This window comes from Lacrimispora xylanisolvens (assembly GCF_002934545.1).
Lineage (GTDB): Bacteria > Bacillota > Clostridia > Lachnospirales > Lachnospiraceae > Lacrimispora > Lacrimispora xylanisolvens.
On sequence record NZ_PTJA01000017.1, the window covers coordinates 20,010 to 36,230 of the forward strand.

General features: G+C 39.1%; 16 protein-coding genes and 1 other annotated feature. Of the genes, 2 read left to right on the forward strand and 14 right to left on the reverse strand.

From position 1 onward, the window contains the following. Nucleotides 1-42: 42 nt before the first annotated feature. The 4 genes from BXY41_RS23960 to BXY41_RS23975 form a co-directional block, all read right to left on the reverse strand. Nucleotides 43-1,032: a GNAT family N-acetyltransferase gene (locus tag BXY41_RS23960; RefSeq protein WP_104439410.1), complete on the reverse strand. Its 990-nt coding sequence runs from the start codon at nucleotides 1,030-1,032 to the stop codon at nucleotides 43-45. Further along, on the reverse strand, nucleotides 1,033-2,013 hold the full coding sequence (gene rsgA / locus BXY41_RS23965) for a ribosome small subunit-dependent GTPase A (protein ID WP_242980362.1): 981 nt from the start codon (nucleotides 2,011-2,013) through the stop codon (nucleotides 1,033-1,035). It abuts the gene before it with no gap. 405 nt (nucleotides 2,014-2,418) lie between these two features. After that, nucleotides 2,419-3,630: a tyrosine--tRNA ligase gene (gene tyrS / locus BXY41_RS23970; protein WP_104439412.1), complete on the reverse strand. Its 1,212-nt coding sequence runs from the start codon at nucleotides 3,628-3,630 to the stop codon at nucleotides 2,419-2,421. Between the two features lie 109 nt (nucleotides 3,631-3,739). After that, nucleotides 3,740-3,992 (reverse strand) — a binding site (T-box leader). 78 nt (nucleotides 3,993-4,070) lie between these two features. After that, nucleotides 4,071-5,120, reverse strand: a complete 1,050-nt coding sequence (locus tag BXY41_RS23975) for a glycoside hydrolase family 5 protein (protein WP_104439413.1) — start codon at nucleotides 5,118-5,120, stop codon at nucleotides 4,071-4,073. 138 nt (nucleotides 5,121-5,258) lie between these two features. On the opposite strand from BXY41_RS23975, the gene BXY41_RS23980 reads away from it, so the two are divergent. Then, nucleotides 5,259-6,011 carry an AraC family transcriptional regulator gene (locus tag BXY41_RS23980; RefSeq protein WP_104439414.1) on the forward strand — a complete coding sequence of 251 codons (753 nt, stop codon included), beginning with the start codon at nucleotides 5,259-5,261 and terminating at the stop codon, nucleotides 6,009-6,011. On the opposite strand, the gene BXY41_RS23985 is transcribed toward BXY41_RS23980, so the two are convergent. From BXY41_RS23985 to BXY41_RS24005, 5 genes are all read right to left on the reverse strand, one after another. After that, the gene (locus tag BXY41_RS23985; protein ID WP_104439415.1) at nucleotides 6,008-6,814 is read right to left on the reverse strand and encodes a flavodoxin family protein; all 807 of its coding nucleotides are present in this window, start codon (nucleotides 6,812-6,814) and stop codon (nucleotides 6,008-6,010) included. The two genes, BXY41_RS23980 and BXY41_RS23985, sit on opposite strands and share 4 nt — an antisense overlap. 94 nt (nucleotides 6,815-6,908) lie before the next feature. Beyond that, nucleotides 6,909-7,496 carry a PadR family transcriptional regulator gene (locus BXY41_RS23990; protein ID WP_104439416.1) on the reverse strand — a complete coding sequence of 196 codons (588 nt, stop codon included), beginning with the start codon at nucleotides 7,494-7,496 and terminating at the stop codon, nucleotides 6,909-6,911. A gap of 93 nt (nucleotides 7,497-7,589) precedes the next feature. Then, on the reverse strand, nucleotides 7,590-8,261 hold the full coding sequence (locus tag BXY41_RS23995; RefSeq protein WP_104439417.1) for an HAD family hydrolase: 672 nt from the start codon (nucleotides 8,259-8,261) through the stop codon (nucleotides 7,590-7,592). Beyond that, nucleotides 8,258-8,731, reverse strand: a complete 474-nt coding sequence (locus BXY41_RS24000) for a hypothetical protein (protein ID WP_104439418.1) — start codon at nucleotides 8,729-8,731, stop codon at nucleotides 8,258-8,260. Before BXY41_RS24000 ends, BXY41_RS23995 begins: the two co-directional genes overlap by 4 nt. A gap of 25 nt (nucleotides 8,732-8,756) precedes the next feature. Beyond that, nucleotides 8,757-10,097, reverse strand: a complete 1,341-nt coding sequence (locus tag BXY41_RS24005; RefSeq protein WP_242980370.1) for an MATE family efflux transporter — start codon at nucleotides 10,095-10,097, stop codon at nucleotides 8,757-8,759. Nucleotides 10,098-10,254: 157 nt separating this feature from the next. Between BXY41_RS24005 and BXY41_RS24010 the strand changes: the two genes are divergently transcribed. Next, nucleotides 10,255-11,157, forward strand: a complete 903-nt coding sequence (locus BXY41_RS24010) for an AraC family transcriptional regulator (protein WP_104439420.1) — start codon at nucleotides 10,255-10,257, stop codon at nucleotides 11,155-11,157. A gap of 9 nt (nucleotides 11,158-11,166) precedes the next feature. On the opposite strand, the gene BXY41_RS24015 is transcribed toward BXY41_RS24010, so the two are convergent. The 5 genes from BXY41_RS24015 to BXY41_RS24035 all read right to left on the reverse strand — a co-directional run bounded on the left by BXY41_RS24015 (nucleotide 11,167) and on the right by BXY41_RS24035 (nucleotide 15,888). After that, entirely contained in the window at nucleotides 11,167-11,484 is a 318-nt protein-coding gene (locus BXY41_RS24015) for a hypothetical protein (RefSeq protein WP_104439421.1), read from the reverse strand. Beyond that, a complete protein-coding gene (locus BXY41_RS24020) occupies nucleotides 11,481-12,338 on the reverse strand; it encodes an RNA polymerase sigma factor (protein ID WP_104439422.1) in 858 nt (285 codons plus the stop codon). Before BXY41_RS24020 ends, BXY41_RS24015 begins: the two co-directional genes overlap by 4 nt. A gap of 142 nt (nucleotides 12,339-12,480) precedes the next feature. Then, the gene (locus tag BXY41_RS24025) at nucleotides 12,481-13,503 is read right to left on the reverse strand and encodes a transglutaminase domain-containing protein (protein WP_104439423.1); all 1,023 of its coding nucleotides are present in this window, start codon (nucleotides 13,501-13,503) and stop codon (nucleotides 12,481-12,483) included. Between the two features lie 38 nt (nucleotides 13,504-13,541). After that, nucleotides 13,542-14,078, reverse strand: a complete 537-nt coding sequence (locus BXY41_RS24030; protein WP_104439424.1) for a DUF6323 family protein — start codon at nucleotides 14,076-14,078, stop codon at nucleotides 13,542-13,544. 124 nt (nucleotides 14,079-14,202) lie between these two features. After that, nucleotides 14,203-15,888, reverse strand: coding sequence for an ABC transporter ATP-binding protein (locus BXY41_RS24035; RefSeq protein WP_104439425.1), 1,686 nt, complete (start codon nucleotides 15,886-15,888; stop codon nucleotides 14,203-14,205). Nucleotides 15,889-16,221 lie beyond the last annotated feature (333 nt).

Below are 16,221 nucleotides of genomic sequence, written 5' to 3' on the forward strand. Positions count from 1 at the left end.
TAAACTCCCCCCTATGTTAGCTTTATCCACTATTGTACTATTTTACAGGTTAGATATCCACTCTTTTCTCAGATAAGATTCATAACCAATGACCCGTTCATCAATTCTGCGATGATAGCTGTAAGTGTAATTTTTAAAATGTTTCCCCCAGAAGCGGAGTGCGTTTGGATTTAATGTCTCGCAATCCACCCCCAGGTAACGGATCCCTTCCTTTTTGCACACATTGCAGACATAAGACAGCAGATCATCTGCCACATGGGTTCCCCGATATTCTTTTTTTACAAATGCACCGCAAATATTTTTCATGGATTCCGTTTCGCTGATAAATGTTTCTCCTTCATCTTGTATTGACATATATCCGATTACCGCTTCCTCTTTCAGGGCTGCAAATATACGGGATTGTTCTTCTGGAAAATGCATCTGATATTTCCGGATATCTGTTGGAAAAAAAATGGGAGAATCAGACATATGCTTTACTAATCCATATCTTAAATCAAGAATGCGTCTCTTATCCTCTCCAAACAGCTCTGTAAAAGTAAAATCATTCTGAAAAATATCCCTTATCTCAAATTCCTCCAAATCCATAACAGCATCGCTGCACCGGATACCAAAACCATTTAAAACCAGAGACCGGTCTACAAATGGATCATCCGCATACCTGCTCAGGGCAACACTGGTAACTTCCGCCTCTTTTAATAATAGCTCCATTGCCGCTTCCATCAGCATCGAGCAAAGCCTGCCCCTGTCATGACCGGAAAAGGCATTTCCGCCCAGTGGAGAATAGGCTCCCCTGCATGTTCCAAAGTACCCATCTATGGGTCCTGTAAATGCAAGGTACCCGGCCATTTCCCCTTCACACATAGCAACGACTCCGTAGTTTTTACGGAATAAACCGGCGATCAGGCCCCGTAACTGTTCCGTTACGTCAATTACCGGCAATTGCTTTATCTGTCTGCACTGATTTTCATATTCTCCTATTGCTAACCTCAATGCTTCTTCCACATGAACTTCTTCTGCTCTGATAATCTTCATTTACCATTCTCCCCTGCTTTTTTTATTCGATTTCTTTTTTATAACAGCTTGCTTCCGGCTTTCCTTAGCTGCCTGAAACTCAGATTCCTTTTGGATTTTCCAGTAATTTTTCCACCTTTTTTCTGTCAATGTCCCCTCTTTCAGTGCCTGGGCAACTGCACATCCCGGTTCCCCGTTATGGGTGCAGTTACTAAATCTGCACTGTATTATTAAATCATTGATATCAGTAAAGCTGAAATCGATACCGTCATCCACAACCCACATTCCCAGTTCCCGCATCCCCGGTGTATCAATAATCCTGGCTCCATTATCCATTACAAACAGCTGGCGGTGAGTTGTAGTATGATGCCCTTTTGAATCATCTTCTCTGATTTCTCCAGTTTCCATAAGCTCTTTTCCCAGCAGATAATTGGTGAAGGTGGATTTTCCCACCCCGGATGACCCCAGGAATACAGTGGTCTTTTCAGGCACCAGATAATTTTTTAACTGTTCCATGCCTTCCCCTGTCACAGCACTTACCACACAGACATCAACACCCAGCGCAATCTGATTTACCAGTTCCAGTTTTTCCTGGGTATCTTCTGCAATATCTGCTTTTGTAAGGACAATAACAGGCTGCCCCCCACTTTGCCACGAGACGGTCAGATAACGCTCCAGCCTTTTTAAATTAAAATCATAATTCAGAGACATTAAAATAAAAACATAATCAAAATTAGCAGCAACAATCTGCTCTCCCATTCCCACATCAGGATCTTTCCTTGAAAATGCAGTTTTTCGTTCCATTGTCTTAATAATCAGACAGTCTCCCAGAGGATTATACTCTAACTCTACATTGTCACCAACTGTTGGGAATTCTTCCTCGCAATGATCCGTATAATATATTCCCGCCTTTAACCTGGCATACAGATCTTCCCCGTTGGCTCTCACCTCATAACGTTCCCTGTGGACTGCCGTGATAAAACCATTCATTTTTTCTTTCAAAAACAACCTCTCTTCCTGATTTCCGTCAGCAAACAAATTGCCAACCATTAAAAAAGGGCATAAAAATGCCGCGGTAATAGCCCTTATGAGCTGTCACTGCGGTTGGCTTTCCAAAAAAAGGCACAAAAAAAACACATCTTATCGTGTGTTTAACAGAGTTAAGCGATATATAAGAGTCTAAAAGCGGCATACAAAACATGTCTGTTATCCATATGCCCAATATTCAGTTATTCGTTCATTACCTCTTTCACAAATAATGCATTTGACATATCACATTCTCCTTTCAAGACCTCTTATGGGTTATTTTGGTAATAATACTTCCAATTACACTTAAGATAACACATATTATCCCCATCGTCAATCATTACTTTTATATCTCCCACCAGAAACTGGCGGGAGATCACATTATTTATTAATTTTTATAAATCTTTTTTTGCCGATCCTCATGACATCGCCATTAATCAGAACACTGTTTATTTCGTCCTCATCCATTTTTTCACCATTGATCTGGATTCCGCCCTGTCTTATTAGGCGGATAAACTCACTTCTGCTTTTTATATATCCCAGTTCAATTAGTCCGGGTATGCTGTCATTTACCGTATCTTTCTCCAGATCCAGAAGCAATACTGGAATATCATTGGGAATTGCTTTTTTGCTAAACGCCATTTCATAGTAAGTGATTGCGTTTTGCACTTCTTCTGCATTGTGATATAAACCTGTAATAATTTTTGCTAATTGATACTTAATATCCCGGGGATTGACTCCCCTTATTAACTCAGCTTTCACTCTGTCGATTTCGTCAGGATGTTCATCGGTTGTCAGCTCGTAATACTTAATGATAAGATCATCCGGCACTTCCATCACCTTTTTAAACATCACTTCTGCCGGCTCACTCACTCCGATATAATTTCCCAGGCTTTTGCTCATTTTCTCTATGCCATCAAGTCCTTCAAGAATTGGCATAAATAATGCGATTTGCTGGTCAGTTCCCATAGACTTTTGAAGCGTTCGCCCCATCAAAATGTTAAAGGTCTGATCTGTCCCCCCTAATTCAATATCTGCTTTTATTTCTACAGAATCGTAAGCCTGCATCAGCGGGTAAAAAAATTCATGGATTCCAATGGGAACACCACTCTTATAACGGTTCTGAAAATCATCCCGTTCCAGCATCCTGGCAACCGTAGACGTTGCAGCCAGTTTTATCACATCTTCAAAATTCAGCTTTGAAAGCCATTCACTGTTGAATCTTACCATTGTTTTTTCTCTGTCCAGTATTTTAAATATCTGTTCACAGTAAGTCATTGCATTTTCCTTTACCTTTTCGTCGGTCAATGCCACTCTTCCTTTTGATTTCCCAGTGGGGTCCCCGATCCTGCCTGTAAAGTCTCCGATTATAATAACTGCCTGATGTCCAAGCTCCTGCATCTGTCTGATCTTTCTTAAAACCACAGCATGCCCCAGATGAATATCGGGTGCAGAAGGGTCAAGTCCTAATTTAATGATCAGCGGCTTTTCCTGTTTATAAGATTGTTCCAGTCTGGCAAGAAGCTCCTCCTCATTTACACACTGGTGAACTCCTTTGCAGATAATACGCATTTGCTCTTTTGGTGTTAACATAACTCAAATTCTCCTTATAATATTATTTTTAATATTTGCATGCCTGATAAGAAATCCAGAAAAAAGAGCTGAGTTAAATCAAATAAAAAAACTCCCGTCCTTCTGTTTCCAAAAGGACGAGAGTGACTCTCGTGTTACCACCTTAAGTTTATAGACAACTCACATTGTCTACCTCATCGGGTACGGCCGTGGCGATACCCTTGCACCTGATTACGGTGTGCTCTCCGTCGCAGCCTACTTCTTAAATCGGTTCGGTGCGCAGCTCCAAGATGTATTCACACTTTCTATCCATGAGCCTCTCATCAACCGGCATCTTTCTGTTTGGAATTGAAAATGCTACTCTTTCTTTTCATAGCCTTTTCTTATACTCAGAATTATAGTTAATTCTTTGTAATGCAAATATTTAATTGAACAAATATTATCATGCTTTTTTTGTTTCGTCAAGCCTCAGTTTGGCAACTGCATAACTGTTCCTGGGTCCATATCTGTATTATTTCTTCCCTGATATCATCATAATGCTTTCCTGTCAGTCCAAAATCCATCTCTTTGTAAGTCCATATGGAACAGCCAATCTGATACTTCTCAAATATGTCATGTACGTCACGGAACCATCGCAGTGTGTCCGGAACAGGTGCCTGGTCAATCACACCAAACTCCCCGCAGTACAGCTGAGTGCCAGCTTTTTGTGCAGCCAGAACTGCACCCTTCACCATTATCTCTAAAAACTCTTTTCCAATTGTCTCAGCCGTTGAGTTTAGGACTGCTTCCCCCTGTTCTCCAAGTGCGGCAGACTGTGTGCGGTAATACTCCATGCTTTCGGGATAAAAGACATCCTTTTGTGGATCCATCTGTTTGACCCAATGGGCCTTTTGGTGGGTAAACAAAAGAGGCTCATAAAAGTGAAAAGTAAAGATAATATTTTTATCTTCCGGTTTTTTCAGTAATTTTAATGTGCTTGCGCTGTTCCACTGTATTCCCCCATAAATAATGGGTACAAATGTATCAATTTTACGGATTGCCGTCACCGTTTTGTCGATCAGGTCATTCCAAAGCAACGCATTTTCCTTCTCTACAACCTCGTTGAGCAATTCAAAGGCTACGTTATCGTAGTTTTTAAATTCCGTTGCAATCCTGTGCCAAAGATCCACAAAACGTTCCTGTAAATAGGAATTATGAAACAAATCATTTTTCTCCCTGTTCCCTGCATCATTAAAATCATAGCCATACGCTTTGTGCAGATCAAGGATTACATCCAGCTTATTTGTCCTGCAGCAGTCACAAATGCTATGAACCAGCCGGTAACCTTCCTCTTTGGGATTGCCTTCCTGATCTTCCAGAACTTCGTAATCAATGGGAAGGCGGATATGATCAAATCCCCATGCTGCAATCTGCTCAATATCCGCTTTTCCTATAAATGTACTGTAATGCTGCATATTGTGAGTGCACTGAGATAAATATCCCCCTAAATTTAACCCTCTTTTCAGTTTCATATCGCTTCACTACCTTTCCTTTCAGATAATTTTATACTATCTGATCTGACAGGCAAATGATATCATTTTCTTTTCTTTTATGTTGTTTTCATGATATAATATCAAAAGAAAATAACGGTGCAATGGAGGGCTTTTCCCATGAATATAAAAAAAGAACTGGCATTTCAGGAATTTGTGAGAAGAGAAAATAATTTAATCCGCGCGCCTTATACACCCGAGCAGGAATTTTATTCTGTCATAAAATCAGGAAATACCACAAAAGTTCTGGAACTTTGCCAGGAATCTCTTTTATCAAAGAATGGACTTGGCATTCTTTCGTTTAATCACCTGCAAAATATAAAATACCATTTTGTTATTACTGCTGCACTGGTGGCCAGATATTGTATGGAGGGGGGAATGGAACTGTCAACAGCCTTCAGTCTCAGCGATTTTTATATACAAAAAGCGGATAGCTGTACGAAGCCGGAAGAAGTTGCCGCGGTGCATCCCATTATGTGTCTGGACTATGCAAAACGCATGAAATTTATAAGGAAAAATAAAGCGACCTCAAGACATGTAGCGGCATGCATTGACTATATCTGTGACAACCTCCATACCCGAATCACCATAGAAACACTTGCATCTGCCATCGGTTTAAACTCCTCCTATTTATCCCGCCTTTTCAAAAAAGAAGTAGGCATGACAGTGAGCCAGTATATCAGGGATAAAAAGATCGAGACTGCCAGTAATATGCTGATTTATTCTGACTACTCCCCTTCGCAGATCTCCTCTATATTGGCGTTTCCCAATCAAAGCTATTTTACAGAGATATTTCATAAGAAGACTGGAATGACTCCTTTAAAATATCGAAATCTTAACTTTCGCAATACAGAGATTGGAAATAAAGACTAAGCGCCTGTAGATATCTTTTTTCCAAGGATATCAATAAGCCTTTTCATCACTTTTCCAAAGAAACGTTTTACTGGATTTATATCCACATCAAAAAAGTAAGGAGCATCAATCCAGCCCTTATTTCTCCAGTAAATACGATCTGCATCTGATGTATATATTTTACTTCGCAGGCAGTTAAATAAAAATATATCATAGAATGTAGGTACTTTTTTATTGCTCTGCCCCATTTTTTCATATAGCTTTTTTGCCAGAATTTTTATTCTCTTCTGTCCTTTTGCATAAATGCGCTTATTAAACTTAAAAACACTTTTGGGCTCTCTGTTCTCAAAATACATAGGCGAAATAATCTGTACATCCCCCACCAGATCCATTGCCCAACCGGATACTGTCATTTTTAAGTACTTATAAACCTGTTTGCTCCCTCCTCCATCTGTGGTAACTACAATCAGTACCGGTTTCCCACAAAACTCCGGTCTGTGAAATAAATAAGACAAACGATCAATAAACAGTTTCATCTGACCCGTAACCTGATAGGCATAGACTGGACTGGATAGAATAATTGCATCTGCATTTTTCATCTTCTCTTTTATTGACCTGATCTCATCATCCTTACAGGGACATAATAATTCACTTTTTTGAAAGCAGATGGCGCAGCCCCTGCATTCTGAAATACTGGACTGGCTCAATTGTAAATACTCGAACTCAATCCCAGAATCATATTTCTTTAATTCATTCCAAATCTCCATGCAGACCTGATAACTGTCTTTCCTCCTGGGACTTCCTGATATAACCAGAACATTCATTTTCCGCTCCTTACTATCCAACGTTGGATATATAGATATTTTTTTTGCACCAAAACCATAGTTTCGTTTTGGTGCATGATTCACAATTTAACATTCATAATTCATAATTCATAAAGTTTGTTTCTTTAATCAGCGCTGCAATCTCATCTGTTTCCTGAATGATTTTGTCCAGATTGTCTAACATCAGTCTATGCCAGTTTATCTGGCTTTCTATGGTTGTAATCATATAATCCAAAGTAATTACTTCCATGGAACAGGGGTCTTGCTCCTTCTCTTTTCTCCAGTCATTAATCCGGTTTTTCTGTACTTTTAAATCACCCATATGGTTTTCCACGCATTGAATGATCTCTTCTTTCTGAAGACTGGCAATTATGGGATATAAAAGAAATTTTTCCGATGCTGCTCCCTGCAAAGGCCTGCCCATCTCCTTATATGCCAATATCTTAAGTACATCTCTGCCCTTTTGTGTTATTTCATAAATCTGCTTTTTCTTTTCTCCTTCTTCTGGTTTATCAATCATTCTGATATATCCGTCTTTTTCTAATTTCCTAATTGCATAATAGATAGAACCGGATTTTATGTTATTCCATTCCGACATGCGATTGAGACTGATAAACCTTTGAATTTCATATCCATGAGTCGGCTTAATACTAAAAAAGAAAAGAATAAATAATTGTACCATGAAAAGCACCTCATCTGTAATGATAAAGTCATTATATATCCAACATTGGATATAATCAAGTTTTTTATCAATATATTTTGGGTGGTGAGATACTTAATTCTCCGTTTCTTTTGCGGTTTCCTTCTCCAGATAAAATATTACCTCCAATAAAGATGGCAGAATGGTTTCTGTCATGCTTTGATATTTTATAGTTGGTTTTTTCATATCCGGTATGCAGATCACAGGAATCCGGGCAGAGTATGAAGCTTGTATACCGGCCTCACTATCTTCCAGTACAAGACATTTTTCAGGATCAACCTTTAATTTTTTACATGCCTTCAAAAATATATCCGGATTGGGTTTTCCCTTTTCAACTTCTGTACCAAATACCATTTCATCAAAACAGCCATCTATTCCATGTTGCACCAAAGCAAACAATGCTCTGTCTTTGGTACTGGATGATGCCAAAGCGATTTTGTATTTATTTTTCTTTAAATAATCCAACAGCTCTCTGACGCCTGGTTTTAATGAAACTCCTTTTATAAAATACTCTTTCTCCCGTGATAGCGTGTAATCCAGTCCTTCCTGTACAGAAATCGGAAGCTGATAAAGATCCACCAGAGTTTCCATATTACCCAGTTCTGTTTTTCCGCTATAGTTTTGCGCATAATTCTCTATGGTAAAAGAGTGTCCATATTTGTTTAGTAGCTCCTGGTATAATTGATATGATATCACTTCACTATCGATTAACAATCCGTCCAAATCAAAAATTACTGCTTCCATCATGCTCTGTTCCTCTCTCTTTTTAAATAATTTAATTCTCCTGCTGAAATCCGGGCAATGATAACAAGGACAGACGCCTGGTTCAGTGTGACTTCCACACGGTTATTGGAAATAATTCTGATCTCATTTGCAATGCCTACCATTCTTGATAATCGGAAATCGGAGGAACATGGAATCATTCCAATCATATCAAATGCCTCCGATTTGGATGCCTGGTTTAAAAATCCACAGCTGTTGGGAATCAGGGTTTCCCCGTCACACAGCAAAGTGGAACCATTGTAAATGCCACATTTCATATCTCTTTGTGAATCATAAAAATAAACGTAACAGTCAGCAAGGGTCTGATATTGTTCCAATATACGAATCCCAGTGTTGAGGGAAATTGTATTCTTAACGTTCCGGGATTCTGACTCAATTGCCTGAATCACTTTATAAGCCATTGGTTCTAAATCACCTAATAAAACAGTTTTCATAAACAACTCCTCTCTACCGTCTCACTCAGGCAAATTCCCTGCGGTAAACGAATGGAGCGGCTAAAATAACCAGCGCGCAAATGACCCATAAGACAGGCTCACAGATACATACAGCCAGATATCCCCACACAGGTACGATCATAAGGGAAAACCATACTTTTCCAATCAGTTCGATTACGCTGCATAGAAGTGGCAGCCCTGGATGAGCCATCCCCTGCAATGCGCTCCGCATAATTACAAGAAATGCCATTGGCGGAATCATTGGTATACTGATTTGAAGGTAAAGAACTGCACTGGAAACAACTTCCTGGCTGACACTCCCCGTAATGAGCTTTACTGCATTTTCCCCAAGCATAAATACAAACGTAACAGCAAACAGCCACCAGACGCCGTAGATAAGCAAGGCCGTCTTGATCCCTTTACCGATTCGTGTATTGCGATTGGCTCCATAATTCTGGCTGGAATAAGTAGCAATACTTGCCGCCAGAGCAAGCCCCGGATTATAGAATAGTTCAGCCAGACGGCGTGCTCCCATCTGGGCTGCTATATAGACACTGCCCAGTGCATTGATACTGCTTTGTAAAACGACACTGCCAATGTTATAAATGGTGCTCATAAGTGCCATACTGAGCCCTGTCCAGAGCATTTTAAAAACAAAGGCAGGCTTTACAAGGAAATCCTTTTTCTCAAAGCATAGTTCTCTATAATTTTTTACAATATAAAAAAAGCATAATACCCCACTGACTCCCTGCGCAAGCACAGTCGCTATCGCCGCCCCCTGTACTCCCATTGCCAGATTTCCCATAAACAGATAGTCCAGTCCTACATTCAGCACACTGCTAAAGAGTAAAAACAGCAGCGGCGTAAAGCTGTTGCCAACTGCCTGAAGTAAACTGAATTCCAGATTATACGCCATGGACAAAGGGATTCCCGCCAGAATAATGGTAAAGTAGTTAAGGGCTCCCTCCAGAGTATCCTCTGGTATCTGAAGTATTACTAAAAGTGAATGTCGGAACAACAAAAAAAGAGTAGTAAGGAGTACTGCAAAGACACAGGCGATGGTGACCATATAGCAGACAGCCTGCTTCATCTCCTTTTTTTCTCCTGCGCCAAAATACTTGCTCACAATCAGAGCCAGGCCATTATTTAATCCAAAAACAAAATTTGTAATAAGGCTGTATAATGCCGCCGTTGCACCAATTTCTGCCAAAGCCACATCCCCTAACAGATGACCTGCGATTGACGCATCCGCCAGACTATATAGCTGCTGCAATAAATTTCCGAAAAAAAGTGGCAGCGAAAAATAGAGAAGCAATTGAAACGGGCTGCCTTTCGTCATATCAAGAACGCGACTTTTGTAATTCATCTGCATAAAACTCCTCCTCCCCGACACATGACTGATGCAGCATCAGAAACCCACATTTTATCTGTATTTCCTACTCTCATTATATACATAAATAATACTTGCCGCTTTCACGGAAACGTCATATACTATAAAAAAAGCGACAAAAGAGGGGATCTAAATGATTCGAAACAGAAATTATGTTTCAACAGACAGCCACAGAAAGGAATTGCAGGATCAGGGCTTCCGGCTTTTTGACCTGCTTGCTAATGAAGGAGATATCCACCAATATTTTGCTGATTGCATCCCTTCCCACTGGCATTTGGAATTAGAAGTTTTTATTTTACTGCAAGGCAGTGTTCTGATTCAGATTGGAGACAATTCTTATTACGTGGAAGCTGGCGAAGGTTGCTTTATCAATACTGGTGTTCTGCATTCCTTTACTGCGATTGTGCCTTCTCCCTGTATCTATCATTCTTTTGTATTTGACTCTGGTATTGTAGGCGGTACGCCGGGAAGTGTTTTTGATACGATGTATGTACGTCCTTTATTAAATGCAGGACCAGATTTTTTGAAATTCGGAAGAGAGGCTGAAGATAAATCGTTTTTTCAGCAGTTTGAAATTGCCTTTAATGCCTGCGCGGAGGAGAAACCCGGTTATGAATTTGAAGTCCGGGAAGCAATTTCAAAAATACTGCTTTATACAAAGGAAAAGCATCAGACTATGCCCTCACGCAGAGTGCCGACGATTCAGGAATCCCGTTTGAAGCAAATGTTGGAATGGATTGACGAAAATCTAAGAAATGTGATGACGGTAAAAGAAATTGCGGATACAGCAAATATCTGTACAAGAGAATGCCAGCGCATATTCAGCCGGTATCTCCATTACAGCCCGATGGCGTATATTCAGCGGAGGCGGCTGTTTAAAGCCGCAGAGCAGCTTTCAACCACAGATGCCCCCATAACTGATATTGCTTTTGACTGTGGTTTCTCAAGCCCCAGTTATTTCACCAAGCAGTTTAAAGATCTGGTTGGTGCCACCCCCAAAGAATACCGCACTGCAATACAGGAAAACCGGCTCTGATACATGGTTTTAAATCAAATAATAGCCGGCAGTACTAATGACCGTTCCCAATATTATCGACATAACAACCATGGGAACCATCGATTTTTTATCTTCCCTGGCCACAAGGATGATAACCGGTAAGGCTAAGCCAAATCCAATCATACCACCTTTCATCCACCATACAATTCCATATAAATTAAGGTTAAATATCACAAAAGGTAGAATCAGATAAAATACAAATGCAGAAGCGATGGAATACTTATCAAGCTTCATTTTTATCATCGGCAGCACATCAAGTATTCCTGCCACAATCCCAATCAGCAACGTCAAAAAGAATTCTCTCATACGGTTACCTCCTCACCAGCTCCGGCAACCACTCTCATTGCGGAGGAACCCAAAAGATCTTTAATAAATCTATGGATTACATCTGGCGAGCGGTACTTGGGCAGCTGTGCGAAAATAAGGGACATCTGATCCATCTCATCCATTGCCTGAGTGAAACTAAAGATGGATTTTTCGTCCGCTATGGACATATTGCTATACTCTAATTTATTGGGTTCCAACCGTTTTGTATGTATGGCGTATCCTACCCGCTTCTTGCAATTACATTTACCAGTCTGAGACAAACCGCAATATTCACTCAAAAATTCTCCAACCTGTTTTCGAGTGCGTGAAAGGCGCTGGCGATATGCTTCTGGTGAAATTTCCAGAATTTCAGCGCAAATCTTACTGTCAACTCTAAACATAACACCAAGTACATAAATCAGACGGCTTTCCGCATCCAGGCACTGAAGCATAACATTTGTGCAGGAATGTTTTAATTCATCAGCCAGAAGATTCTCGTCCACATTTTGGGTTAATTGATTTGTATTATGGATGAACCCATTATCAATATCCTGCCCATAAAATTCAAAACTGAGCTGATGCTGTGCAAACATAGACTTTTTGTAATTGATTAAATAATTTGCGGCGATGCGGTACACCCAGGTAGAAAATGCACTTTCTTTCCGGAATGAAGAAAGCTGAGTGATAACTTTAATAATAATTTCCTGGGTTGCATCCTCAGCATCAAAAGGCATTCCAAGCATTCGAAGAGACAGGTTATAGATCATATCCTTCACACTTAGGATTAATTCTTCCAGTGCCTCCCTGTCTCCTTCAACCGCCTTGTCAAATAAATCAAATATTTCGTTTTGCATGACTTGTTCCTCCTTAATTTTATGTGTCTATTATTAGACAACCAGAACTTAGCATTTGTGACAAAATATTTTAATTTTTTGTAGAAGTATTCTAAGGCGCTGCAAACAACCCAGTTCCTCTTCCTGTCAATTTTTTATGGCCCTACATTTCCGCATCATTTTCCTCTTCGTATGCATCCTCCATTTTCACCGAATCTTCCATCTGCTCCTCAAGGAATTTCACACGTACAACCGCCTGAGGCCAGTTAATGGTAATCTGACTGTGTCTGCCTTTTTCCTTTGCTTCACCCACAATAATTTGCAATAGTTCTTCCATAACAGTCTTAGTAAGGTATCCGCCTCTCCAATGAAATGTTAATACTTTCCCCTTTTTAATTGCCTGTTGGCAGCGTTTTTTAATATCCTCCAATTTGGTGAAAGAAAGTTTCTTATCCTTATAGAAGAAATGATCTCCATCGCCACACACCGGGACCTTATATATCACAGGCTCATGATCCTTAAAGATCCCTTTATCATCCAGGTTAAAATAGTCATACCTCAGTTCTTTCTTTCCTAATGTATTATCAAATGTGGCATCCAGATGATACCACACCCCATTAATCCGAATCACGTTCCAGGCGTGTCTGTATTTGATGTTCTTTTCCGGATTATTCTCAGAAATAACAACAATACAGGGAATAGAAAGCCGGTCACAAAGGATCTTAACCGACTTTGCAATTCCCTCACAAACGCCCACGCCCTGCCCCAACGGCCCCAGGATTTCATGGGAATACTGCTTTTTCAGTTTATCATAAGTAACATTTTCACAGATAAAATCATGAATGTATTGTTCCTTCTCCCAATCACTTTTATCTTTCACCACCCTGGCAAGCTTCTCCACTCTGGCGGTCATTGCCACCTGATGTTCTTTAATTTTATTCTTATCAAATAAATAAACCGGCTTCATCTTTACAAGTGACGAGTTATCGTAAAAGGAATATTGAAAAGTAGAAGCATAAAATATCTCCGGACAATCCAATCTCAACTTAAAAAAGATATCGCTCAGCTCAGCCCCATCGATTCTTTGCACATCAAAGCTCTGTGAAAGTGACTCCAGTCCGCTCTTAATGACCTGGTAAATTCTTTGTTGCTGTTTATTCATCTGACTATAGTAATATGGTTCCATTTAATAAATCTCCTCTTCTATCTCAACCCCCATACGCACTACCTCCAGCAAAGCTCTTTCAACGTCTGTAAATATAGATCTTTATCCCACCTCTGAACAATGTCTATCTTGGAAAACTCTCCCTTACCCTGGGTAATCTTATACCCCTTGTAACCAGCCCTGATTGCCTCACTGAATATTTCAAGACAAGTGCTTTCCAGATACTCCAGATCCCCATAGCAAACATCTTCAAATTGTTCTTTCATAAAATTAAGCAGCTCTTCATCTGTAATCTCATCCTGCATTTCATTCTTATACAGAAAGAATATTTCCTGGAGTCGGATCAACGTATCCAAATAGTTATCCTGAGAAATATATGCAGAATCGCAAAATATATATATAATCTGTGGAATCACGCTCTGTCCGAATTCAACTCTGCGTTCTGCTTTCAGCGTATGGTTTTTCTCTTCAATCAAAAGTTCCGTATCTTCCTCCGATAATTGAAGCCCATATTTTGATGTATACTGGTTCGTTTCCTGTATCTGCTTCATCCACTGCTGCCGGTTCATGACCTCAAGCCAATTTTGCTCATCCATATACATACCTCCATTCGTGTAAGTAGTATATCCCTTTTGGGCTAAATTTTGTAGTCTTGAGTTTCAACCGTTTTCATGGTAAAATATAAGTGTAGAGAGGAGATGATCCTCTCTACAAACGCGTCTACTGCATGCTCTTATGATACAAGTCAGAAAAATACATTCCATTCTTTAATAGTTCATTAAATGTTCCCTGCTCAACAATACGGCCATCGTTAAACACCATAATCCGGTCAAAATTTATGATGGAAGTTAGTCGGTGTGCAATTGCTATGACCGTTTTATCCGACAAGAGTCTCATTACCTCTTCCATGACAGCCTCTTCCGTTATATTATCCAAGGCAGAAGTCGCTTCATCCATAATAACAATATTATTTTTTTGAAACCACAGCCGGGCTAATGCCAGCCTCTGCCTTTCACCTCCAGATAATATCATCCCACGTTCACCGATAAGAGTATCAATTCCACTATCCATTTTTGACACTGAATCAGCTAACTTCATTTTCTTTAATATTTCGTGGATGTATTGGTCATCCTCGTTCTGGTTATGAACAATATTTTCTCTGACCGTACCGTCAAATACCGGAGCTTCCTGTGATATATAGCTTACATTTTTATACAGACTTTCCAGGTTTATGTCCCTTAATTCACTACCATCAATCTGAATACTGCCATGATCATATTTTAATAATCCCAATAAGAGTTTAATTAATGTTGTTTTTCCGGAACCACTGCTCCCCACAAGCGCTATTTTTTCCCCCTTGTTAATCTCAACATTCAAATTATTAATAACTTTCTTGTTATTATATTGAAAGCAAAGATTTGTTATCCTGATATCACCTTGTTCTACTTCAACACGCTTTCCTCTCTCTAATTGTTCATCCTCTTTCATGTTAAGAATTTTTTCAAATCTGCAGTATGTAGCCTTATCCAGTTTATACTGGACAGTTAATACATTAAAGACCGCGATTGGTGTATAGGCATTTTCAACCAGAGAAATAAGTGCCACTGAGGTTCCTATAGATACAGATTGATTCAACCAGGCGTATACAAGGATTCCTACATTTAGAAATGCCACAAGTATTGCAAATATGGTGAAGAATGCTTCATGGATCATATTCATCTTTACTTTAGATTTTATAATCTCATTTTTCGACTTTACTGCCTTTTCTATTTCATAAGGGAATCGGCAGCTCATTCGGAATGTCACCATCTCCATAAATCCACGGACCAGATAATGATTCATCATTTCTTCATTGCACAAGATTTTTTCTTTGATTGAATATAGTAACTTCAAAAGTAAATTCGTTGTGATAAATACAAAAACATAACCGAACAATATTAAATAAGTGATAAACGGGTTCAATTTCCATATAAAAAAGATGCTGAATAAAATGGTTGGGATCAATTGCCTGAAAACGCTCAACCAATAATCAAAAACAATTCCTTTTCCTGCATTTGCCCCATTCTCAATGCTTTGTGTAAGCTTCCCTGTACCCAAAGATTGATACTCAATATACTGGATTTTACTAACCTTTTTTAAGGCCTGTACTTTAAAATCTAAATAAATACCATTTCGAAGCTTTTGCTTCGGATATTCGTCAAAATAATTTAACAAGTAAAAACTAATTAATACAATTCCATATACCAGAATAGTATTTAATCTGATTGTGTGATCATTGAACTCATCAATTATTTTTTGAAAATATTTTATTTTATAGTTCGTTAAAAATGCAATTAATAAACCTGTTATAACGTATAAGGCAATCGCCTTTTTATTCTCTTTTATGATTTCTTTTATTTGGCTCATTCCTGTACTCCTTTTTTATTTAAACTGAATGGAAAAAGGGTCAGTACAGTTGAGACTGTTAACATATTTCAAAATTTACCTCAGCACAATCTGCTAACAGATTATATCAACTGTACTGAGTAGTTACCTCGGATGCTTTTCAAAAGGATTCACCGCCTGTCTTTGTTAATTATATTCTTTTACCTGGAAGCTGATTTATAAGATTTTATAACATTCTCTATTTTTTATATAAGATTTTTCTTTAAGTAATTACCACAACTTTTAAGGATGGCGGAATTTAGTCATGCACAGGTATTTGCATAATTCAATTGTTTCTGTTTCGGTTTCTAAATT

Bases quoted from the DNA above. Each gene is read 5' to 3' on its own strand.
- BXY41_RS23960 (WP_104439410.1), bottom strand. From the start codon at position 1,032: ATGAAGATTATCAGAGCAGAAGAAGTTCATGTGGAAGAAGCATTGAGG.
- tyrS (WP_104439412.1), bottom strand. From the start codon at position 3,630: ATGTTAACACCAAAAGAGCAAATGCGTATTATCTGCAAAGGAGTTCAC.
- BXY41_RS23975 (WP_104439413.1), bottom strand. From the start codon at position 5,120: ATGAAACTGAAAAGAGGGTTAAATTTAGGGGGATATTTATCTCAGTGC.
- BXY41_RS23980 (WP_104439414.1), top strand. From the start codon at position 5,259: ATGAATATAAAAAAAGAACTGGCATTTCAGGAATTTGTGAGAAGAGAA.
- BXY41_RS23985 (WP_104439415.1), bottom strand. From the start codon at position 6,814: ATGAATGTTCTGGTTATATCAGGAAGTCCCAGGAGGAAAGACAGTTAT.
- BXY41_RS23990 (WP_104439416.1), bottom strand. From the start codon at position 7,496: ATGGTACAATTATTTATTCTTTTCTTTTTTAGTATTAAGCCGACTCAT.
- BXY41_RS23995 (WP_104439417.1), bottom strand. From the start codon at position 8,261: ATGATGGAAGCAGTAATTTTTGATTTGGACGGATTGTTAATCGATAGT.
- BXY41_RS24000 (WP_104439418.1), bottom strand. From the start codon at position 8,731: ATGAAAACTGTTTTATTAGGTGATTTAGAACCAATGGCTTATAAAGTG.
- BXY41_RS24005 (WP_242980370.1), bottom strand. From the start codon at position 10,097: ATGAATTACAAAAGTCGCGTTCTTGATATGACGAAAGGCAGCCCGTTT.
- BXY41_RS24010 (WP_104439420.1), top strand. From the start codon at position 10,255: ATGATTCGAAACAGAAATTATGTTTCAACAGACAGCCACAGAAAGGAA.
- BXY41_RS24015 (WP_104439421.1), bottom strand. From the start codon at position 11,484: ATGAGAGAATTCTTTTTGACGTTGCTGATTGGGATTGTGGCAGGAATA.
- BXY41_RS24020 (WP_104439422.1), bottom strand. From the start codon at position 12,338: ATGCAAAACGAAATATTTGATTTATTTGACAAGGCGGTTGAAGGAGAC.
- BXY41_RS24025 (WP_104439423.1), bottom strand. From the start codon at position 13,503: ATGGAACCATATTACTATAGTCAGATGAATAAACAGCAACAAAGAATT.
- BXY41_RS24030 (WP_104439424.1), bottom strand. From the start codon at position 14,078: ATGGATGAGCAAAATTGGCTTGAGGTCATGAACCGGCAGCAGTGGATG.
- BXY41_RS24035 (WP_104439425.1), bottom strand. From the start codon at position 15,888: ATGAGCCAAATAAAAGAAATCATAAAAGAGAATAAAAAGGCGATTGCC.